This is a genomic window from Bacillus sp. FSL R5-0709, from assembly GCF_038004785.1.
In the GTDB taxonomy this organism is placed as follows: domain Bacteria; phylum Bacillota; class Bacilli; order Bacillales; family Bacillaceae_G; genus Bacillus_A; species Bacillus_A mycoides.
This window is the reverse complement of the sequence record NZ_JBBORT010000001.1, coordinates 583,345-605,867: the sequence shown is the minus strand read 5'-3', so window position 1 is coordinate 605,867 and position 22,523 is coordinate 583,345. Positions and strand designations below refer to the sequence as shown.

The window sequence follows — 22,523 nt, the reverse complement described above, 5'->3', positions numbered from 1 at the left end:
TTTAATACTATTATGGAATAATTATACTTTTTCACGTTGACAATAGTGTTGAAGGAGAATATACTAAGCATGTAAGTTGATTGTGAATAGTTTCACAAATAATGTGAATTTCTTCACATATAATAGATAGGAGTTGTCATTATTATGAGTACTTGGACACAAATTTATGACCCATTAAACAATATTTGGTTATCTGCACTAATCGCAGCACTCCCAATTTTTTGCTTCATTATTTGTTTAGTGGGATTCAAAATGAAAGGTTACATGGCTGGGCTTTATAGTGTGATCGTCGCTATTATTCTTGCTATATTTGTTTATAAAATGCCCGCAACTGTAGCTGTAGCATCTGCCGGATTCGGTGTTTTATCTGGATTTTATCCAATTTGTACTATCGTTATCGCAGCTATCTTCCTTTACAAATTAACTGTTAAAACAGAACAATTCAATGTCATTCGTGATAGCATTTCAAGTATTACAAATGATCAGCGTTTACAAGTATTATTAATCGCTTATTCTTTCGGTGCTTTCTTAGAAGGCGCAGCTGGTTTCGGTGTTCCAGTTGCTATTACAGCTGCATTACTTGTAGGTATGGGCTTTAATCCATTAAAAGCAGCAGGTATTTGCTTAGTAGCTAATATCGCTGGTGGTGCTATGGGTGCTATGGGTATTCCAGTTACAGTACCTGCACAATTAACTGGGCTAGATGCATTAACTGTCGGTCGTCAAGCTGTTTACATTTTGCCATTCATTAGCATTGTTTTACCGTTCTTACTTGTTTCAATGGTAGATGGATTTAAAGGCATTAAAGAAACTTGGCAAGGTATTCTTGTAAGTGGTGTTTCTTTCGCAATTACTCAGTTCCTTGTGACTTACTTCTTAGGCGCTGAACTTACTAATATTTTCGCAGCAGTCGTAAGTATGGTCGCTCTTACATTATTCTTACGTGTTTGGCAACCAAAATCTTCTGATAAAGAAGAAAAACAAGAAGAAAAAGAATCTCATACATTCAATCAAATTTTATATGCTTGGTCCCCATTCGTATTCTTAACTGCATTTGTAACAATCTTTAATTTAAAACCAATTAAAGCTTTATTTGCTCCGGATGGTCCATTGGCAAACTTAGTATTTAACATTCAATTCCCTGGTCTTCATAATGCGGTTATGAAAACTGCACCAATTACAAAGGCTGATACACCTTTCGCAGCGATTTTCAAACTAGATGTATTCTCTTCTACAACTACTGCGATTGTATTAGCAATCATCGTTTCACTTATCGTCTACCGTGTAAACGGCAAAATGATTAAAGAATTAATGATCGAAACAATAAAAGAACTAAAAGTTCCAGTATATACAATTTGTAGCGTTATCGCTTTAGCTTACGTAGAAAACTACTCTGGTATGTCATCTACACTTGGACTTGCATTCTCTTCTACTGGTAATGCATTCCCAGTTCTTTCTCCAATCTTAGGATGGATTGGCGTATTCATTACAGGTTCAGTCGTATCAAGTGGTTCATTATTCGCACCACTTCAAGCAGTAACTGCCGATCAGTTAAACATCGTACCATCTACTCTCGTTTCATTAAACGTAGTTGGTGGTACAATCGCAAAAATGGTTTCACCACAATCTGTAGCAGTTGCTTGTGCAGCAGTTGGACTAGTTGGTCAAGAATCTGCTCTATTTAAAATAGTAATGAAATATAGTTTAATCTTCTTAGCTATTATTAGCTTACTTCAACTCAACTCTGTATTTAATATCTTCTAAAAAAAAGCACCGATCCATTTGGATCGGTGCTTTTTACATTACATTTTTTTAGTCTTTAATAAAGAAGCACCAGCAATTTCAGGATGCGTCATTTCGTATGGGTCCAAAATAATATCAAGCTCTTCTGCTGTAAGTACACCATGTTCTAAACATAGCTCCCTAACAGATTTTCCTGTCGCAATTGCTTCACGTGCAATGCGAGAAGCTGCTTCATAACCAATATGAGGATTCACTGCTGTAATAACTCCAACACTTTTTTCAACATATTGCTTAAGCAACTCTTCATTCGCTGTAATTCCCTTTATACAGTATTCACGGAATACACGGAAACCGTTATTCATAATACTGATGGATTGAATTAAATTAAATACTAATACCGGCTCCATTACATTTAACTCTAATTGTCCAGCTTCTGACGCTAAGCAAATTGTATGGTCATTTCCAATTACTTGGAAAGCAACTTGGTTAATTACTTCTGCCATAACTGGATTTACTTTCCCCGGCATAATAGATGAACCTGGTTGACGAGCTGGTAATTGAATTTCCGCCAACCCAACACGTGGACCAGACGCCATAATACGAAGGTCATTTGCAATTTTAGACATATTCATCATACATACTTTTAGTGCTGCAGATACTTCTGTATATGCATCTGTGTTTTGCGTCGCATCAACTAAGTGCTCTGCACCAACAAGAGGGAAACCACTAAAAGTTCGTAAATGCTTCACAACTTGTTCTATATAAGTAGGGTTTGCATTTAATCCCGTACCGACAGCTGTCGCACCCATATTAACTTCGTATAAATGTTGACGAGACTGTTTAATTCTTTTTATATCACGCTCTAGCACTCTGCTATATGCTTCAAATTCTTGTCCAAGGCGAATTGGAACTGCATCTTGCAAATGCGTACGCCCCATTTTAATAACGTGATCGAACTCTTTTGCTTTATCATGAAAAGCAGAGTGAAGTTCTTCCATTGTAACAAGAAGTTCTTCCAGCATCATAAGAGTTGCTATATGAATCCCAGTTGGAAACGCATCATTTGTTGATTGGGCCATGTTCACATGAGTGTTTGGGCTAATTTTCGCATATTCACCTTTTTCGTATCCCATACGTTCTAGCGCTCTATTAGCAATTACTTCATTAGTATTCATATTAATTGAAGTACCTGCTCCGCCTTGAATCGGGTCTACGATAAATTGATCATGGAACTTTCCATCAACAATCTCTTGTGCCGCTTCTGCAATTTCTTGTCCGATATCTTTAGCTAAGTAACCTGTATCTATATTCGCAAGCGCTGCCGCTTTTTTTACAATTGCCATTGCCGTAATGAGTGACGGATGAATGCGGTATCCTGTAATAGGAAAGTTTTCTACGGCACGTAATGTTTGTACACCATAATAAGCTACACTCGGTACTTCCTTTTCACCTAAAAAATCTTTTTCTATACGTATATCCTTCGTTGCTATCATTTTTCATCACCTATACTTTTCATTCTAAATCCTTATCTAAAGAATTCGCCCTATAAAATACGAGTATCATTAAATGAATTCTTCAGTATCCACTTTCACTATATAGCACCTTTTTTGAAAGCGCAAACATTTATTTTTCTATATATACTTTTTATTAAAGTTTATATAATAGAAAATCCATTCATTCTTCTACTTTCTTTATTTCAACTCGCTTAATTTGATGCATATCCTTTTCAAGAACTTTAAAAGAAAAGCCGTGTTTCTCAATAATATCCCCCTCAGCAACGATCTGTTTTTGTACCATAATCCAACCACCAATTGTATCAACATCATCAGCGACCAAATGTATGCCAAATAAATCATTTACTTCGCTAATAAGCACTTTCCCCTCTACAATTTTACACACTTCACTTATATGTTCTATAGGTGGATGCTCATCTTCATCGTATTCATCTCGGATTTCTCCAACAATTTCTTCTAAAATATCTTCTAGTGTAACGATCCCCGCTGTACCACCATATTCATCATATAATACAGCTAATGGAATTCGTTTTCTTTGCATTTGTAATAGCAAATCATGAATAGGGATATTTTCTAACACTTCAATAACTGGCCTTGTATATGGCGTAATCGAGCACCCCTCTTCTCGATTACCATCCATATAACGAATAAATAAATCCTTTACATTAACCATCCCAATAATTTCATCTTTATCTTCACCAAATACGGGATATCTCGTGTACTTTTCTTGTGCGATTATTTTAATATGTGTTTCAAATGGTTCGTCCTCATATAAACCTACAACTTCCGTACGAGGTACCATAATTTCCTTTGCGACTCTATTATCGAATTCAAAAATATTATTTACATATTTAAATTCCCTTTGATTAATCTCTCCACTCTCATAACTCTCAGATAAGATTAATCGTAATTCTTCCTCCGAATGAGCTACTTCATGTTCAGAAGCCGGATGTAATCCGAATAACCCTGTTACAAGCCTTGCAGAACCATTTAAAGCCCAAATAAACGGATACATTACTCGGTAAAAGTAAATAATTGGCTTCGATAATAATAAACTAACTTGCTCTGCCCTTTGTATAGCGAGCGTCTTCGGAGCAAGTTCACCAATGACAACATGTAAAAACGTAATAACTGCAAAGGCAATAATAAATGAAACTGTACTTGCAATTGCAGGAGATAGGTGTAGTTTTAAAAACAACGGCTCGAGTATATGTTTTATAGTGGGCTCTCCTAACCACCCAAGCCCTAAAGCAGTAATTGTAATACCTAACTGACATGCTGATAAATACTCATCTAAATTCGAAGTTACTTTTTTAGCTGCCAATGCTCCTCGTCGTTTTTCACTAACGAGTTGATCAATACGACTGCTACGCACCTTAATAATTGCAAACTCAACAGCCACAAAAAATGCTGTTAACGCAATAAGGATGGCTACCATCAGTAATTTTAAAATATCCACATATGTCCTTTAGCTTTCTTAGCTAAAGTTACACCTCCTTTAAAAAAGAAGTTTCACTTTAGTTTCTTCATTTATTTGAAAGCAACCCTATATAAAATTCACCAATTTCAAGCCTCATACAATTCTAAAGGCAAGCCATCAGGATCTTGGAAAAAGACAAATTTTTTATCCGTAATTTCATCCATACGTATCGCTTCAGTCTCCACACCGCATTGTTTTAAATGGTTTACAGCTTCTTCTATATTTGTAACAGCAAATGCTAAATGTCTAAGTCCAGCTGCTTCTGGAAAACTTGGGCGCTCAGGTGGACTAGGAAATGAAAATAATTCAATTTGATACTCTTCCCCTACACATAAATCTAACTTATAAGAATCTCGTTCTTTTCTATATACTTCATTTATCGCTTTAAAACCTAATATCCGAGTATAAAAATCCTTTGACAGTTCATAATTCGAACAAATAATTGCAACGTGGTGCACTCTACATATATTCATGCTCTCTCTATTCCTTTCTTTACCAAAGATGCATATTCTCCCTTGAAATGAAAAACATATATAGCAGAATATCTCTTTTAGGGGGCTTACTATGAAATTTATTACTTTTTTCGTGGGACTTATCGTTGTTTTCTTCCTTGCTTATATTGCTAGCAACAATAAGAAACATATTAAATTTAAACCAATTTTTATCATGCTTATTATACAATTAATTTTAACCTATTTATTATTAAATACAGAAATTGGTCTCATACTTATTACGGTAATTTCTAGCCTGTTTACGAGGCTACTTGAGTATGCTGCCAGTGGTATAAACTTTGTATTTGGCGGTCTTGCAAATAAAGGGGAAATGCCATTTTTCCTTAACGTATTATTACCGATTGTCTTTATCTCCGTCTTAATTGGTATATTACAACATTTCAAAATACTACCATTCTTTATTCGTTGGATTGGTTTCTTTCTTAGCAAAATAAACGGTCTTGGGAAATTAGAATCTTACAACGCCATCGCTTCCGCTATTGTCGGCCAATCAGAAGTTTTTATTACGGTTAAAAAACAATTAGCCCAAATTCCAAAACATCGACTATATACACTTTGCGCCTCTGCTATGTCAACAGTATCTATGTCCATTGTCGGTGCCTATATGACAATGATTGAACCAAAATATGTAGTAACCGCACTCGTTCTCAATTTATTTAGTGGTTTTATTATCGTACTCATTATTAACCCTTACGACGTTAACGATGATGAAGACATTTTGGTAATAAAAGGGGGAAAACAAAGTTTCTTTGAAATGCTTGGAGAATACATTCTTGATGGTTTTCGTGTAGCAATTGTCGTCGGTGCTATGCTCATTGGATTCGTCGCATTAATGAGTTGCATTAATGACCTATTCCTCATTATATTCGGCATTACTTTCCAACAATTAATAGGCTATGTATTCGCCCCTATTGCATTTCTTATCGGCGTACCAAGTTCTGAAATTGTCACAGCGGGTAGCATTATGGCAACAAAGCTTGTAACAAATGAATTTGTAGCAATGATGGATCTTAGTAAAATTTCCAGCACTCTCTCTATCCGTACAGTTGGTATTATTTCTGTCTTCCTCGTTTCTTTTGCCAACTTTTCTTCCATTGGAATTATTTCCGGTGCGGTAAAAGGGTTAAACGAAGAACAAGGAAATGTTGTTGCCCGCTTCGGCCTAAAATTACTATACGGCGCTACTCTTGTTAGTATTTTATCTGCGATTATTGTAAGTATTATGCTTTAATTAGGTAAAATTTTATCATTTTCTTATCCCTGTCTTTTGTATACAATAACGAATAGATGTCTTATAAATAATCAATACATCTATTTTTTATACATGTACAATACCTTTTATTTAGCGTAAAATATTTTTTATGTGTTTTAATACGCTTCTAAATGTATACACTTTGATTGTTTTAAAGGAGAAAAAATGATGAAATCCGACATTAACAACGAAACTCGAGCCAAAAAAGGACGCTCAAAGAAAAAGCGCCTACTTTGGTTCATTCTTATTCCCTTACTTATTGTAGCAATGGGAGCAGGAGGCTATTCCTTCCATATATACAGTAAAGCAAAATCCGTCTTAAGCAACGCTTATTCTGAACTCGGCCGAGGAGATAAATCCAGCAAACGTGAAAAAGCTGTTAAACCTATGACTGATAATATTTCTGTCCTGATCATGGGTGTTGATGAAAGTGATATCAGGGAAAAAGGTTACGGAAAAGCGACTCGTACAGATGCATTACTACTTGCAACAATTAATAAAAATGATAAATCTGTTAAACTAGTCAGCATTCCACGTGATTCACGCGTCTTCATTAAATCACGTGATAAATATGATAAAATTACACATGCACATGTATTTGGTGGTGTAGACAGCACAATTGATACAGTAGAAAAATTTTTAGATGTACCAGTTGATTACTATGTAAAATTTAATTTCAAATCCTTTATCAAGATTGTTGATTCTCTAGGTGGTATAACTGTCGACGTTCCAGTTGAGTTCACAGAACAAAATAGTAGCGACGAAGCAGATGCAATTCACCTAAAAAAAGGGCGTCAACATTTAAATGGAGAAGAAGCACTTGCACTAGCTAGAACGCGTCATATTGATAGTGATTATATGCGTGGTCAACGACAACAACTTGTTTTAGAGGCTATTGCTGAAAAAGCCCTATCTCTCAATTCCATTAATAAAATCGGAAGCCTATTAGATGCTGTCGATACAGACTTAAAAACAAATTTAACTTTTGATGATATGATGACTATTGCAAAAAATTCAATGGATTCAAATTTAAAAATGGATAAATTGCAAGTGGAAGGTACTGATAAATATATAGGTGGTATTTATTATTACGTTCCAAACGAAAAGAGTGTTAATGATATATCGACAACACTTCAAGAACATCTCGGTGTTACGAATAAAAATGAGCATAAAAAATTATAATAAAAAGGCTGCTAGATTTTTCTAAGCAGCCTTTTTATTATAATTTTCAACATATTTCTCATGCATATTGTGACAAAAAGAGACAATTATTACAGCAGTGTAACATTTTTTATGAAAACATTACACACGTAGTGAAAATAATAGTATACTAGGACGTACATAATGTTATTTTCATCATTTTTATACAAAAAATGTAATACATATATTTATAAAAATTTTTCTGGGGGGAAATAAATGAAGCTAAGCAAAATACTGATTGGTTCCGCTATTGCTGGTGGCATATTACTTTGCGTTGGTGGTATTGGTGGATATCAATATGTATCCAAATTAAATAATCAACTAAATACAACTGCACTACCAAACACTACATTTGAAGGTATTTCTCTTGATGGAAAAAATAAAGCAGATATTCAAGCCCTTGTTAATCAAAAGATGAATGAATTAAATCAAAAATCTCTTAACTACGTATTCCAAAATGATAAGCAAAATTACACGTGGAAAGATTTAGGAGTAGATTATAAAGAGAAGGATATTGTCGACAATATCTTTAAAGAACAAGAAGGGAACGTAATGAATCGTTACAACATGCGTAAGCAAGCTGAAAACGGTGAAGTAAAACGTGACTATAAATTAACACCACAATTAAATACAACAACTTATGAAACCTTTATAAAGGATAAATATAATGAAACATTAAAAAATCCTGTCAACGCCGAATTAAGTGTTGAAGGCTCTACAGTAAATATTACCCAAAGTCAAAATGGAGAAAAAATTGATAAAGGAAAATTAACCGATTTAACAAGCGCAGCTATTACTTCTGGCGCACCCGATGTTGTATTACCAGTTACACTAATAAAACCTGAACGTTCTACAGAAGATATACAACAAATGGGGATTAAAGAAGTGATTGCTGAATATTCCACCCCAATGGCTGGCCGTAATGGAAATCAATCCTATAACGTAAATAAGTCAGCTAATACGTTAAGTGGAGTTATTGTAGCACCTGATGAAACGTTTAGTTTTAATGGCCGTGTTGGCGTAACTGATGCTGCACATGGTTATAAATCCGCAGCAGTATATTCACAAGGTAAAGTTATACAAAGTGCAGGCGGAGGCGTTTGCCAAGTAAGTAGTACTTTATACAGCGCAGCTTTAAGGGCAGATTTAGGAATTGTTTCTCGAAGCAATCATTCTATGCCCGTAAATTATTTACCACTTGGGCAGGATGCAGCAGTGGCAGATTATGGTCCGGATTTAAAATTTAAAAACAATACAGGTAAGCATATTTACATTCAAGCATTTTCAAATGGCGGTAGTATTACTACACGTATTTTCGGTACAAATACTGGTAAAAATGTTGAAGTTTCTTCTCAAGTAATTAGTAATACTGGTGATAAAATAACAGCGGTTACGTATAAAAAAGTAACACAAAACGGTGAAGTACTCTCAAATGGACAAATTTCAAAAAGCGTATATAAAAGTGCCCCAAAACAATGAGATAATATCAAACGGACAAATTTCAAAAAGCGTATACAAAAAGGCGTGATCTACTCACGCCTTTTTCTTTTGCAATAATAGTAAAAAAATTTCCAGATGATCTTTCGTTTCTTCTAAAGACCACACACGATTGCCTTGCTTCGCAGCTAATACGCACGCTTCTTCCCACGCGTTCTTTTTCTTCATATTTACTAATTCATCGCGTAATTTCAAAACAATCTCTTCGTCCTCTTGCTCTATAAACTCTTCCATTACGCTTACTATTTCATCCTCATGAATACTTAACGTACAGTACGATTTAAGAAAGTATTGTAATGTTGGATACATATATACTCCCCCCTTTATTTATCTGATGGATAAGAAGTAATAATCTTAAATCCTAGATTTCCTGATTTATCTCTCGCTAAAACAGTAACAGTCTTTACTAGTTTGTCTTTTACATTCATATTTTTCTTTATTACTGTTTTTCCAACTGGGAATGAATGAGTTGTATTCAATACAAGACGAGCCTCTTTAGAGTTTTTCAACCAATCCTGAATTTCTTTATCATGTTGTTTTAAACTATCTTTCACAGCCTTTGTCGCTGTTTCCTTATCATAGTATGTACTTGCCGCTGAAACTTTATCTGTCTTCAAACGATTCTTCAAATCCTCTTCTGATTTGCCTACATGCCTTTCAATCGTATGACCATTTTTAGGTGGCCCTTCCATTTCATCTAAAATATTATCACTAATTTTTTCTACTGATGTAGAATGATCCTCTTTTGGTTTTTCTGTTTTTTGTTCTTTTCCTGCACATCCACTTAAAATCAGCATTAGTGCCAATAAACTACTCAAGAAAAGACTACTTAATCGTTTCATCGTATCACCTCTTCCATGATTATTATCGTAACTCCACTAAAAGTCAATTTCACAAAGAAAAAATGTATACAGTTTTAAAATCCTCATTCATTTTGCTATATTTTCCATCCCCCTTTCATCAAATCACTGTTTTTCGCCCTTTTTAAAATATACCCCCATGTTTTATAATTATTTCCCAGATGAAAACACCAATCAAAACACTCCATAAACCCTTTAAATACAGGATTTATGGAGTGTTTTTTAAACAAACTAAATATACCCCTACCTTCATATACCTAATACCTATATAAGGTATACAAATCCCTTTCTATCAACTGTTTTCTACATTATGTAAATTTGCACTTGCCTATACAATGTAAATATGGTGTAATGCAAAAAAAGATAAAGGATTTTAAAGAATGGCTGAAACAATTCAAAACTTCTTAACAGACTATTATTCAATCGCAATTCCACTTAGTATCTTAATCAACATCATCATCAGTCTTTTAGGTTTTATCCCTAGTATTTTTTTGACCGCCATTAATATACAGCTCTTCGGTGTAACAAATGGCACAATCATTTCGATCGCAGGTGAGGCATTAGGGGCTATTATCTCGTTTTATATTTATCGTATAGGCCTTCAAAAGTTCACTCACGATAAAGTAAATACGTATCCAAAGGTAGAACGCCTTCTTTACGTAGAAGGCAGAGAGGCATTTCTACTCGTCCTATCTTTTCGTTTTATTCCTTTCATTCCGTCCAGTATCGTTACTTTATTTGCAGCTCTAGGCAAAATGTCAGTACTCTCTTTCAGTATTGCCAGCACAATAGGGAAAATACCGGCTTTATTGATTGAAGTATATTCTGCATATCATGTCATTAACGGAACAAATGAAGCGAAATGGATTATTACAATCGCAGGTTGTGTTGGATTATTTTATTTGTGGAAAAAATGGAGAAAAAAATAAAGAAGGAGCATAGGCTCCTTCTTTATTTTTGAGGTATTTTATTAATAACTATCCCTTAAAGCCTTAGTTTACACCAACAGCACTAAATGATTGCTTAACTGCTGCTACTTCTGCAGAGCTAGCACCATATAAATCAGCTGCAGCTTGTACTGCACCAGCACGTGCTTGACTAAATGTAGTAGATTGCGTGAAATACTGTGTATTTGCACGGTAGTAAATCGCACCTAATTTATCTTTACCGATACCAGTTACAGTTACACCAGAATGCGTACCACCATTTGCTAATAAATAAGCTTGTTTGTTAATAATACCACTGTTTGTATGAACGCCACCGTTATCACTTGAACCAGTGTAACGCTTAGAATAATGGTCTGGGTCACCATATTTCGCTGGATCACTCATAGAACGAAGTGCATCTCCCGCCTGACCAGGTGTATAAATATCTTCACCAATCTCCCAATCTGGGTTACGGTTATCATAGAATTCTACTAAAGTACCAAAAATATCAGAAATTGCTTCATTTAACGCTCCTGATTCATTTTGATAAATTAAATCCGAGCTATTTTCCGTAACAGCATGTGTTAATTCATGGCCAATTACATCAATGCCACCAGATAATGAAGTGAATGTTACACCATCACCATCTCCGTATACCATTTGTGAGCCGTTCCAGAATGCATTATTATACTTACTTCCGTAATGAACTGTTGATTTTAATGGTGCTCCTGCATCATTAATAGAGTTTCTGTTAAATGTAGCTTTATAGTAATCATATGTTTTACCTGCATAGTAATGAGCATCTACTGCCGCTGCATCATACGCTGCATTGAAAACATTATCTGCATCTGCCCATAATGTTCCTGGTAATGTTGAGCGGTTTTTCGCATCATATGTGAAAATTGTTGCTCCGCGCGTATTATCTTGTAAATAGTAAGATGATCCAGATAACGTTGTATTAAGCGATTTCGTATCTCCTAATACACCTTTACCAGTTCCCACTTTATTCGTTCCTGTTACAGGCTTTACAACCACTTTCGCTTCCTGTTTAGGAGCATCTTGCTTAACTGGTGACTTATCATCATTCGTTACATGATCAAGTTTATTATATTTATTTAACACTTTACCGCTTTCCGCTTCAATGAAATAGTAATAGTTTCCTGGATTTGGCTCTAAGAAGTTTAAATTCACAACGTATGCATATGTCGTTTCTTCACCATTTTGATATACATATAAATCCGCTTTTGGATCCACTTCGTATTTAGGTGTTACTCCTAAATCTTGTTGCGCAATTTCAATTGCTTTTGCGCCTTCAATCTTATTTTTGTTTTTTAACTTTTCCTTCTTGTCTAAATCAGGCGCAACTGTTCCAGACAATACTTTTAAAGAACCATCTTTACTTACGTGAGCTACTTGAGTAGACCCCCATACAGGTACTCCCTCGTAAACTTGTTGCATACGTACTACTGTTGAATCAGTTACAGCGTCTTTTTTCACTTGTTTCACTTTAAAAGAATCTTGCGCACTCTTTTCCCCTAACTTATAATCACCTTTTGCCGCGTTTAAGTAATCAAATACAACAGATTCCGCTTTCTTACCAGTCGCACCAGTTAGATCACCAGAAATAAACTCAGGTGACTGTACCGTCTCATTGTACTTCTTAGTAGAGAGCACATTTTTAGAATCCGCAAATGCAGAGCCTGTCCCTCCGAACGTAGTAACTGCCATTCCTGTCGCTAACACTAACGCTAAACTCTTTCTTTTCATATAACCTTCCCCCTAATAAAAAATTTTTGAAAAGAGTAGTTTCATATTAGCATTATGTTTTCACTATTAATATACTAAAAATTCAATTAATTTCTTTCTCAAGTTTTGTAGAATTTTGAGGAACAAATATTGAAAAAAAACCCTTTCCGTTGGGAAAGGGTTTTTTTTATAAATTAATTTGTTCAACTGTTTTAGCTTCTTGCCCTAGAGTATCCGGCTTCCAAGCATACTGAATATCCAATACTACAGCTGCAATTGCCATAACCACAAATGTTCCTGCAATTAACTTTTTCATACTATCCCTCCTCTTTACTCTTCTAATAAAGTAATCGCTAATTTATAATAGCGATTACTTTCTTTAAAATCTGAGCATTCTTCTAAGTATTCAGCTAGTTCTAAGTATACTTTCTTTAAATCTTTTATATTTTCCTCTGTTTTAAAGAAAGGAACTACTTCTGTTTCTAGAAATTTTTTATAGAGGTCTCTTTCTTCAAAATATTTATATCTTAAATTTAACAATAAATATAACATCCCTTTGTATCTATCATCTTTCCTTGCAGCAAGGATACCTTTTTCAATCCATTCAGCCGCTTCCTCAAGTTCTCCTAATTGAATACACTGTAATGAGAGCTCATACATGGCATCAATATAATTCATATCCTCTTCTTTTTTATACTTTAAGCATTCTATATAATACTCTTTCGCCTTGGCATAATTTTTTTGTCGGTAGTATAGATAACCAATATTATTTAAAGCAATAGAAAGAATATTATCTTTATCAGCAAAAGAAGTTGCTTCTCTTATGATATGATTATAGATTTCCATAGCTTCATTATATTGTTTTTTTCTAGTATAACTAAACGCAATTAAAAACTTACAATTAATTATATTTCTAAATTTATATTCACTTTTAAAACCTTCTAATGCCACATTAGCAAAATATAATGTCATATGGTCTATTTCCATCTGACTATATGTCAATGCCAAATTATAATATATTCCTGTTTCATAATATCCTAACTCTTTCGCCATCGATTCCGTCTTTAACAGATATTCTAATGCCTGCGTATATTTGTACTGCACAGAATATAATAATGCCTTATTATACGTATATAACATCTTCTGAAAAGGCGAGTATTTCTTATACACTTTCTTCAATCCGTCCAATTCTTCTTCAACAGCAGGGAGATCCCGCTTCATCATTAAATAACGTGTATACAGCAGTTTATAATAATTTATAATTTCAAAATCCAACACATGCTTCATTTCACCTTGCAACTCTTCGTATATGCGCTCTACTTGTTGCTTGTCCAAATGAACTAATGCATTCAACCACTCGTCCAACTTCACTTTCACATCTTCTTCTACATCTCTCAAATCCGTCACAGCAATTTCTAGTCTTGTGCAGAGCAATTGTAGAATTTCTTCTGATGCTTCAATCTTTCCATTTTCGATCTTACTTAAGTATGAGACAGAACAAATGCCCTGACATAATTCTTCTTGTGTCATTTTTTGCTGTAGCCGTTTATAAAAAACTTGCTTGCCTATTTTTTCTAATGTTTGTTGCATTGTCCTCCTCCATTCTCATTACCCCCACTACTCTAATAATACATAAAATCTAGAGAAATATAAATTGATAAATGTAAATTTTCTAAAAAATATGCATTATTTCATTTTTTTCTCTCTTGACTTCAATCCCCTATTACTTCTTTGCTACGAAAGGGGAAAAATTGGTATACTATAATCAAATTACGGAGGTGTTTTCGCAATGAATCATTATAAAGACGATAGTTACGCCTTACATACAGATTTATATCAAATCAACATGGCTTATACATATTGGAAAGATGGTATTCATACTCGCCGTTCTGTTTTTGATCTATACTTTCGAAAGCTTCCATTCGAAAACGGCTATGCTGTTTTTGCTGGTCTTGAAAAAATTGTAGAGTACATAGAAAATTTCAGCTTTACCGAAAGTGACATCGCTTATTTAGCAGAGCTGCAATTTGAAGAAGACTTCCTTCATTATTTACAAAACATGAAATTTACTGGCACGATTCGTAGTATGCAAGAAGGCGAAGTTGTTTTTAATAACGAACCATTATTACGTGTTGATGCACCGCTTGGCGAGGCACAAATAATTGAAACCGCCCTCTTAAATATTGTAAATTACCAAACATTAATTGCTACAAAAGCTGCACGTATGAAGCACGCTGCAAATAATGATGAGCTTTTAGAGTTCGGTACAAGACGAGCTCATGAGTTTGATGCTGCCCTTTGGGGAACACGAGCTGCCTTTATTGGTGGTTTTTCATCTACAAGTAACGTTCGCGCAGGGAAACGATTTGGCATCCCTGTAGCTGGCACACATGCCCATTCTTTCGTTCAAGCATATCGCGATGAATATGTTGCATTTAAAAAATATGCTGAAACACATAAAAAATGTGTATTTCTTGTCGATACATACGACACATTAAAATCTGGTGTTCCAAATGCGATTCGTGTTGCAAAAGAGTTCGGGGATCGTATCGATTTTTATGGCATTCGCCTTGATAGTGGTGATATGGCATATTTATCAAAGGAGGCCAGAAAACAACTTGATGCAGCTGGATTTACAAACACAAAAATTATCGCTTCTAGCGATTTAGATGAATATACGATTATGCACTTGAAATCTCAAGGGGCAAAAATTGATGTATGGGGTGTTGGTACAAAGCTGATTACATCCTTTGAGCAGCCAGCATTAGGGGCTGTTTATAAACTAGTCGCTATTGAAGATACTGACGGAAAATTAAATGATACGATTAAGATTTCATCTAATCCTGAAAAAATTACAACCCCAGGACTTAAACGAGTTTATCGTATTATTAACCGTGTTAACGATCATGCAGAGGGCGATTATATTGCTTTAGAGTCAGAAGAACCCGGAAAAGAAGAGCGTTTAAAAATGTTTCATCCAGTTCATACATATATAAGTAAATTCGTAACAAGCTTTGAAGCACGCGAACTACATCAAGATATTTTCATTAACGGTAAAAGAGCGTATGAATTACCTAATATATTAGATATTCAAAAGTATAATGAACGCAGCCTCTCACTATTTTGGGAAGAGTATATGCGAACTTTAAACCCAGAAGAGTACCCTGTCGATTTAAGCCAAGAATGTTGGGATCATAAAATGAATTATATTCAAACTGTTCGAGAACAGGTTGAAAAAAACATACAAAAATAAAGTGAAGTTTTAATCAGTGGGGTTTTGTCCCTCCCCCACTTCTCCATTTTTCAATACTATATGGATATTTGTAAAAAATATATTAAAATAATAGGAAGAATATTATATTTTTTTGTAAATTTATATATTAAATTATTTAAAAACAAAATAATATTTGATATTATTTTCTTGAGTCAATTTCAACAAAATAACCAATAAAAAAGAGGACGCAATTGCGTCCTCTTTTTTATAAATCTTTTACTCGTAGTACACGCATTGCATTTAATACTGCAAGTAACGTCACACCAACATCTGAGAAGACTGCTTCCCACATTGTTGCAATACCAAAGGCGCCGAGTAATAACACTAACCCTTTTACCCCTAATGCAAATATAATATTTTGCCATACGATGCTACGTGTACGTTTTGCAATTTTTACTGCTGTCACAATTTTTGAAGGCTCATCAGTCATAATAACGATGTCAGCAGCTTCAATTGCTGCATCTGACCCTAAGCCGCCCATCGCAATACCAACGTCTGCCCTTGCTAGTACTGGCGTATCATTAATACCATCACCGACGAATGCAATCTTTTCTTTACCGCGTTTTGCTGCATCAATTTTTTCGATTTCTTCTACTTTTTGGTGTGGTAATAATTCGGCATGAACTTCATCTAAACCTAATTCTTTACCAACAGCTTCCCCGACTGATTTTGCATCACCAGTTAACATGACTGTCTTCTTAATACCTAGTTCTTTTAACTTTTGAATTGCTTGTTTTGAATCCTCTTTTACCTCATCAGAGATAACAATATACCCTGCATATTTACCATCTACAGCAACATGAACTAGTGTACCTACTGTATTCGGTTGCTTAAATGTAATGTTTTCTTTGCTCATTAATTTAGCATTACCTGCGAAAATTTCTTTTCCTTGTACTTTTACAACCGTACCATGACCAGAAATTTCACTATAGTCTTCAATAGCATTTTCATCGATTGATTTTCCATATGCATTTCGAATAGATTGTGCAATCGGATGATTTGAATATACTTCTGCAAATGCTGCATATTCTAATAGCTCTTCAGCTGTGATACCTTCACTAGGCTCCATCTTCGTAACTTTAAAGACACCTTTTGTTAATGTTCCTGTTTTATCAAAAACGATATATTTCACATCATTCAATGCTTCTAAATAGTTACTTCCTTTTACTAAAATACCACTTTTAGATGCCCCACCAATACCGCCAAAGAATCCAAGAGGAATCGATACAACGAGCGCACATGGACAAGAGATTACTAAGAACACTAAAGCTCTATAAATCCAATCGGAGAATGTAGCACCCTCTAAAATAAGTGGTGGAATAAATGCCATTATTGCTGCTGTTATAACTACAACAGGAGTATAATAACGTGCAAACTTTGTAATAAAGTTTTCTGTTGGCGCTTTTTTGCTACTTGCATTTTGTACTAAGTCTAAAATTTTCGATACAGTGGATTCACCAAACTCTTTTGTAACTTCGACAATTAATACACCATTTTGGTTTACAAAACCACTTAATACGTCATTACCAACTTCTACTTCCCTCGGTACAGACTCACCTGTTAACGCTGAAGTATCCATCATTGATGTTCCCTCAACTACTTTCCCGTCTAACGGTACTTTTTCACCTGGTTTTACGATAATATACTCACCAATTTGCACATCTTCTGGTGATACTTGTTTCGTTTCGTTTCCAACTTTCACATTCGCATAGTCAGGACGAATATCCATTAATGACGTAATTGATTTTCGAGAACGATTTACTGCAATACTTTGGAACAGTTCCCCTACTTGGTAAAATAGCATAACTGCTACCGCTTCTGGATATTGTTGAATCGCGAAAGCTCCTAAAGTTGCAATTGCCATTAAAAAGTTTTCATCGAACACTTGGCCGCGAGTTATGTTTCTTACCGCTCTCCAAACGATATCTCCACCTATTAATAAATAAGCAAGGACGAATAATGGAATTGTTATCATTTGCGGTAATCCGGCTAACGCAGCAATTCCTGTCAAAATTCCACCGACTACTAATCGTCCTATCATCTTTTTCACATTTCCATCACCATGATCATGGTCGTGTCCTTTTTCCTCTTCACGAACAACTTTTACATCAGGCTCTAACTTTTGAACAACATTTTTTATATTTTGTACAGTCGATTCAAGTTCTCGTTTATTTGCAACTTCTACTCGTAATTTCTTTGATACGAAATCAACAGTCGCTTCTGAAATTGTTGGCATTTCCTTTACCTTATTTTCAATCTTCATTGCACAATTTGCACAGTCTAAGCCTTCTAATACAAATACTTCTTTTACTGATTTTGTTTTTTGCTCTTCTTGCACTTTAATATGTGGCTCTAATTTTGTAACAAGTTGCTTCGCTTCCGTAACAACTTGATTTTCTTTATTTTGCGGTGTTTCTAAAAGCATCGTTTTTGTTGCAAAGTTTACGGAACAAGATGTTACCCCTTCTATATTCCCAACACCTTTTTCAATTTTCATTGCACAATTTGCACAATCTAAACCTTCTAGCATAAGTTTCTTTTTCACTAATGCTTCTGCCATCGTTCTCCCTCCTCGCTTTTTTATTCTTCCTCGTTTACGTGTTCAAACGCTTGCTCGAAGATATGAATTACGTGTTGATCAGCTAATGAGTAATAAACTACCTTTCCTTCTTTACGGTTCTTTACAAGCTTCGCTTGCTTTAATACACGAAGCTGATGTGAGATTGAAGATTGCGTCATTCCTAATAAATAAGCTAAATCACAAACACACATTTCAGCTTCAAATAATGCATGTAATATTCTCGTACGTGTACGGTCACCTAATACTTTAAATAATTCTGCTACTTTACTTAAACTTTCATCAGTCGGAATTGTTTGTTTTACTTGATCCACGATTTCCTCGTGAATTACCGTCTGAGAACATGCTTCCTGTTGCGTTTCTACTTTATTTTCAGCCATCACAGCTCACCTCTTTATTTGAACATATGAACAACTATTCATATGTCTTATACCTTTATTATATGAGCGTCCATTCATATGTGTCAATGAATTCTCATACATTTTTTAAAACATTTCGTTCATATTTCAAAATAAACATATAAATATTCTCCGCATCTATCATGCCCTTCATACAAAAAGGATGCACGAAAACTACCGTGCATCCCTTCTTATTTATTAACTTTTACTGCATCCACAATTAACGAAGCAAATCCTAATTTACCATCTTGATTTCTATGATCAAAACGTTTCGATCGATAAATAAATCCACCGTTCTCTTCCCAATCACTATAATGAAACTGGCCATTCTCATCACAGTATTCTAAAAGCTTTACTTGAAAACCTGCTGCTTCAAACATAGATATAATCGTTTTGTAGTTATGTACAATTTTATGACTTGCAGCTGGATGATCTAACGGGCCAGGTCCTCCCACTTGCACACCACGCTGATACTCTTCATTTTGGAAAAATGCATCCGGCACTGCACAGCGAATATATCCACTATCTTCTAAAAACTCATAACAAACTTTAGCTGCTTCTATACCTTCTTCATACGATAAATGCTCCCATACGTGCTCAGCCAAAATTACTGATAAAGAATTAGGCTGAAATTTATTAAGCCACGTTTCTCTTTTTAATAAATGTAATTCTTTTTCATTCGTATGTAACCACCCTGGGTTATTATTATATCCCTCTGCTCCAACGACAACTTTCGTCTCCATCTTTCCACCCCTTCTTATATTCCGACATAAAAATTCGACAACATAACATTGGTCTCCTTTATTTCCCCAAAAGAAAAAGCCTTGCGCGCTCCCTAGACGCACAAGGCTTACTAACTTTATATCCCTTTAATTAGCTTTTTCTAAACTATCTTGCGAACTTCCATCGTCTTTTAAATGACTATGTTTTTTCGAATAAACAAAGTATACAACCACTCCGATTGCTAACCAAACACCGAAGTATATCCATGTTTTTAACGGTAGATTTACCATTAAGAATAGACAGCTTGCAACTGAAATAATCGGTAAGATTGGTACAAGTGGTACCATAAATCCACGTTGTAATTTCGGATGCGTTTTACGAAGAATGATGACAGTTACACCAACCATCGCAAATGTTAATAACGCTCCAATATTCGCTAAATTCGACAATTCTTTTAAATCGATAAATCCGGCAATTAAAGCACTACCAATTCCTGTTAACCAAACTGAAAATGTTGGTGCTTCTGTCTTCTTGTTAATTTTCGCAAAAGATTTTGGCAATAAACCGTCACGGCTCATAGCGAAGAATACACGTGTCGTAGCGTAGATGTATGCGAAAATTACAGCCATAATACCAATTACAGCTCCAATAGCGATTACACCAGCCACTTTATCTTGTCCTACAACTTCTAATACATAGGCCATCGCTTCAGGTACATCTAATTCCTTATAAGAAACCATACCTGTCATAACGAGACAAACTACAACATAAATGATTGTACAAATGACTAATGAAGCAATAATACCAATCGGCAGATCACGTTGTGGATTTTTCACTTCTTCAGCAGAAGTTGCTAATGCATCAAATCCTAAGAAAGCGAAGAATACTGCTGCTCCTCCGGCAAAGACTCCACTTAAGCCATACGGTGCAAATGGTATCCAGTTTTCTGGTTTCACGTAGAATACACCAACTGCAATGAATAAAACAACAATACCAATTTTAATTAATACCATTATGTTATTCACACGCTTACTTTCTTTTGTACCTCGCGATAATAACCAAGTTATCACCAACGTAACGATAACTGCGGGTAAGTTCACCATACCACCTTGCGATGGAATCGTTAACAACGCTTTTGGAATTTCAAGTCCCAATCCACTCACTAAATTATTGAAATAACCTGTCCATCCGCCAGCTACTGCGGCAGTCGTTACGACATATACGGATAGCAATGTCCATCCCATTAAATGGGCAACAAACTCACCAATTGTTGCATATGAATATGTGTACACACTACCTGAAACAGGAAGTGCAGATGCAACCTCTGCATAACATAAAGCTGCAAATCCACAAACAATTGCTGCAATCATAAATGAAAAAATAACTGCTGGACCAGCATCTCTTGCTGCTACTAATCCAGTTAATACTAGAACTCCTGTACCAATTATCGCACCAATCCCTAGCATTGTTAGGTCAAATGCCCCTAGCGTTTTCGTCAAAGTTTTACTTTTACTTTCCCCTAACAATTGCGTAACGGATTTCTTTTTAAATAGGTTGGCCACGATGAATGCCCCCTTTTACCAAGAAGAGCTAAGAGGTATTATCTCTTAGCTCTTATCATGTTGTTTTATATATTGTTCGATTTTGTTTTGTATAATGCTTCTATTAGCAAGATACTGTTTCTGCTTCTAATAATTCTTTAGCACCCTTGTACTCTACACCGTGAGCTTCTGCAACTGCTTCGAATGTTACATAGCCTTCTAATGTATTAATACCTTTTAATAATGCAGTGTTGCCTAGGCAAGCTTCTTTGTAGCCTTTGTTAGCAATTTGTACTGCATATGGTACTGTTACGTTTGTTAATGCAAGAGTTGATGTACGTGGAACCGCACCTGGCATGTTTGCAACTGCATAATGAACAACGCCGTGTTTTTCATAAGTTGGGTTATCATGAGTTGTAATACGGTCAGTTGTTTCGAAAATACCACCTTGGTCAATCGCGATATCTACAACAACAGAACCTTGTTCCATTGATTTAATCATTTCTTCTGTTACAAGTTTTGGAGCCTTTGCACCTGGGATTAATACTGCACCGATTACAAGATCAGATTCTTTTACAGCTTCTGCAATATTGTAAGGATTAGACATTAAAGTTTTTACTTGGTTTCCGAAAATGTCATCTAATTGACGAAGACGTTCTGCACTTAAGTCGATGATTGTTACATCCGCACCTAGTCCAACTGCAATTTTAGCAGCATTTGTACCAGCTTGTCCACCACCGATAATTGTTACTTTACCACGTTTAACTCCTGGAACACCTGCAAGTAAGATACCTTTACCGCCTTTGTTTTTCTCAAGGAATTGCGCACCGATTTGTGCAGCCATACGACCAGCTACTTCACTCATAGGTGCAAGTAATGGTAAAGAACGGTTTTCTAATTGTACTGTTTCATATGCGATAGCAACAACTTTCTTTTCAATTAACGCTTTTGTTAATTCTGGTTCTGGAGCTAAGTGTAAGTATGTGAATAAGATTAAACCTTCGCTGAAGTGTTTGTATTCGCTTTCAACTGGTTCCTTAACTTTCATAACCATTTCCATGTTCCAAGCTTCTTCAGCCGTATCAACAATTTTCGCTCCCGCTTCAACATACTGAGCATCTGTGAAACCAGATCCTACACCTGCGTCCTTTTGAATGAATACTTCGTGATTGTTACGAACTAAATGTACAACACCTGCTGGTGTCATTGCCACACGGTTTTCGTTGTTTTTAATTTCTGCTGGTACCCCAATACGCATAATGAAATGCCCCCTTATAAT

19 protein-coding genes are annotated in these 22,523 nt (G+C 35.2%); 6 read left to right on the top strand and 13 right to left on the bottom strand.

Annotated features, from left to right (window positions below):
• Window positions 1-144: 144 nt before the first annotated feature.
• The gene (locus tag MKX37_RS03070; RefSeq protein WP_078203670.1) at window positions 145-1,764 is read left to right on the top strand and encodes an L-lactate permease; all 1,620 of its coding nucleotides are present in this window, start codon (window positions 145-147) and stop codon (window positions 1,762-1,764) included.
• A gap of 38 nt (window positions 1,765-1,802) precedes the next feature.
• On the opposite strand, the gene aspA is transcribed toward MKX37_RS03070, so the two are convergent.
• The 3 genes from aspA to gloA2 all read right to left on the bottom strand — a co-directional run bounded on the left by aspA (window position 1,803) and on the right by gloA2 (window position 5,210).
• The gene (aspA, locus tag MKX37_RS03065; RefSeq protein WP_002029742.1) at window positions 1,803-3,236 is read right to left on the bottom strand and encodes an aspartate ammonia-lyase; all 1,434 of its coding nucleotides are present in this window, start codon (window positions 3,234-3,236) and stop codon (window positions 1,803-1,805) included.
• Between the two features lie 181 nt (window positions 3,237-3,417).
• Entirely contained in the window at window positions 3,418-4,716 is a 1,299-nt protein-coding gene (locus tag MKX37_RS03060) for a hemolysin family protein (protein WP_002125161.1), read from the bottom strand.
• Window positions 4,717-4,823: 107 nt separating this feature from the next.
• Window positions 4,824-5,210, bottom strand: a complete 387-nt coding sequence (gloA2, locus tag MKX37_RS03055; RefSeq protein WP_001017670.1) for an SMU1112c/YaeR family gloxylase I-like metalloprotein — start codon at window positions 5,208-5,210, stop codon at window positions 4,824-4,826.
• 91 nt (window positions 5,211-5,301) lie between these two features.
• Between gloA2 and MKX37_RS03050 the strand changes: the two genes are divergently transcribed.
• The 3 genes from MKX37_RS03050 to MKX37_RS03040 all read left to right on the top strand — a co-directional run bounded on the left by MKX37_RS03050 (window position 5,302) and on the right by MKX37_RS03040 (window position 9,180).
• The gene (locus tag MKX37_RS03050; RefSeq protein WP_002091009.1) at window positions 5,302-6,480 is read left to right on the top strand and encodes a NupC/NupG family nucleoside CNT transporter; all 1,179 of its coding nucleotides are present in this window, start codon (window positions 5,302-5,304) and stop codon (window positions 6,478-6,480) included.
• Window positions 6,481-6,666: 186 nt separating this feature from the next.
• A complete protein-coding gene (locus MKX37_RS03045) occupies window positions 6,667-7,683 on the top strand; it encodes an LCP family glycopolymer transferase (protein WP_002029713.1) in 1,017 nt (338 codons plus the stop codon).
• 234 nt (window positions 7,684-7,917) lie between these two features.
• The gene (locus MKX37_RS03040; RefSeq protein WP_016126541.1) at window positions 7,918-9,180 is read left to right on the top strand and encodes a VanW family protein; all 1,263 of its coding nucleotides are present in this window, start codon (window positions 7,918-7,920) and stop codon (window positions 9,178-9,180) included.
• Window positions 9,181-9,234: 54 nt separating this feature from the next.
• Here MKX37_RS03040 and MKX37_RS03035 read toward each other — a convergent pair whose 3' ends face one another.
• Window positions 9,235-9,507 carry a hypothetical protein gene (locus tag MKX37_RS03035; RefSeq protein ID WP_002091014.1) on the bottom strand — a complete coding sequence of 91 codons (273 nt, stop codon included), beginning with the start codon at window positions 9,505-9,507 and terminating at the stop codon, window positions 9,235-9,237.
• 14 nt (window positions 9,508-9,521) lie between these two features.
• Window positions 9,522-10,040, bottom strand: a complete 519-nt coding sequence (locus MKX37_RS03030; RefSeq protein WP_002125157.1) for an RNase A-like domain-containing lipoprotein — start codon at window positions 10,038-10,040, stop codon at window positions 9,522-9,524.
• Between the two features lie 398 nt (window positions 10,041-10,438).
• On the opposite strand from MKX37_RS03030, the gene MKX37_RS03025 reads away from it, so the two are divergent.
• Window positions 10,439-10,987 (top strand): TVP38/TMEM64 family protein, encoded by a 549-nt coding sequence (locus MKX37_RS03025; RefSeq protein ID WP_078203669.1) that lies wholly within the window; start codon window positions 10,439-10,441, stop codon window positions 10,985-10,987.
• A 63-nt stretch (window positions 10,988-11,050) separates the two neighbouring features.
• Here the strand turns inward: MKX37_RS03025 and MKX37_RS03020 are convergent, their stop codons facing one another.
• The 3 genes from MKX37_RS03020 to MKX37_RS03010 all read right to left on the bottom strand — a co-directional run bounded on the left by MKX37_RS03020 (window position 11,051) and on the right by MKX37_RS03010 (window position 14,320).
• Entirely contained in the window at window positions 11,051-12,751 is a 1,701-nt protein-coding gene (locus MKX37_RS03020; RefSeq protein WP_078203668.1) for a M4 family metallopeptidase, read from the bottom strand.
• Between the two features lie 166 nt (window positions 12,752-12,917).
• Window positions 12,918-13,046 carry an NprX family peptide pheromone gene (locus tag MKX37_RS03015; protein ID WP_000733136.1) on the bottom strand — a complete coding sequence of 43 codons (129 nt, stop codon included), beginning with the start codon at window positions 13,044-13,046 and terminating at the stop codon, window positions 12,918-12,920.
• A gap of 14 nt (window positions 13,047-13,060) precedes the next feature.
• Window positions 13,061-14,320, bottom strand: a complete 1,260-nt coding sequence (locus tag MKX37_RS03010; RefSeq protein ID WP_002010467.1) for a tetratricopeptide repeat protein — start codon at window positions 14,318-14,320, stop codon at window positions 13,061-13,063.
• A gap of 199 nt (window positions 14,321-14,519) precedes the next feature.
• Here MKX37_RS03010 and MKX37_RS03005 point away from each other — a divergent pair, with 199 nt between their 5' ends.
• The gene (locus MKX37_RS03005; RefSeq protein WP_002169184.1) at window positions 14,520-15,983 is read left to right on the top strand and encodes a nicotinate phosphoribosyltransferase; all 1,464 of its coding nucleotides are present in this window, start codon (window positions 14,520-14,522) and stop codon (window positions 15,981-15,983) included.
• Window positions 15,984-16,209: 226 nt separating this feature from the next.
• Here the strand turns inward: MKX37_RS03005 and MKX37_RS03000 are convergent, their stop codons facing one another.
• The 5 genes from MKX37_RS03000 to ald form a co-directional block, all read right to left on the bottom strand.
• Complete coding sequence (locus MKX37_RS03000) at window positions 16,210-18,564, bottom strand: heavy metal translocating P-type ATPase (RefSeq protein WP_002140336.1); 2,355 nt, start codon at window positions 18,562-18,564, stop codon at window positions 16,210-16,212.
• A gap of 20 nt (window positions 18,565-18,584) precedes the next feature.
• Window positions 18,585-18,962 carry an ArsR/SmtB family transcription factor gene (locus MKX37_RS02995; RefSeq protein WP_002010461.1) on the bottom strand — a complete coding sequence of 126 codons (378 nt, stop codon included), beginning with the start codon at window positions 18,960-18,962 and terminating at the stop codon, window positions 18,585-18,587.
• Between the two features lie 209 nt (window positions 18,963-19,171).
• Window positions 19,172-19,723, bottom strand: coding sequence for a class I SAM-dependent methyltransferase (locus tag MKX37_RS02990; protein ID WP_002134328.1), 552 nt, complete (start codon window positions 19,721-19,723; stop codon window positions 19,172-19,174).
• Between the two features lie 126 nt (window positions 19,724-19,849).
• On the bottom strand, window positions 19,850-21,265 hold the full coding sequence (locus MKX37_RS02985) for an amino acid permease (protein ID WP_002063741.1): 1,416 nt from the start codon (window positions 21,263-21,265) through the stop codon (window positions 19,850-19,852).
• A 103-nt stretch (window positions 21,266-21,368) separates the two neighbouring features.
• Entirely contained in the window at window positions 21,369-22,502 is a 1,134-nt protein-coding gene (ald, locus tag MKX37_RS02980) for an alanine dehydrogenase (RefSeq protein WP_002010453.1), read from the bottom strand.
• Window positions 22,503-22,523 lie beyond the last annotated feature (21 nt).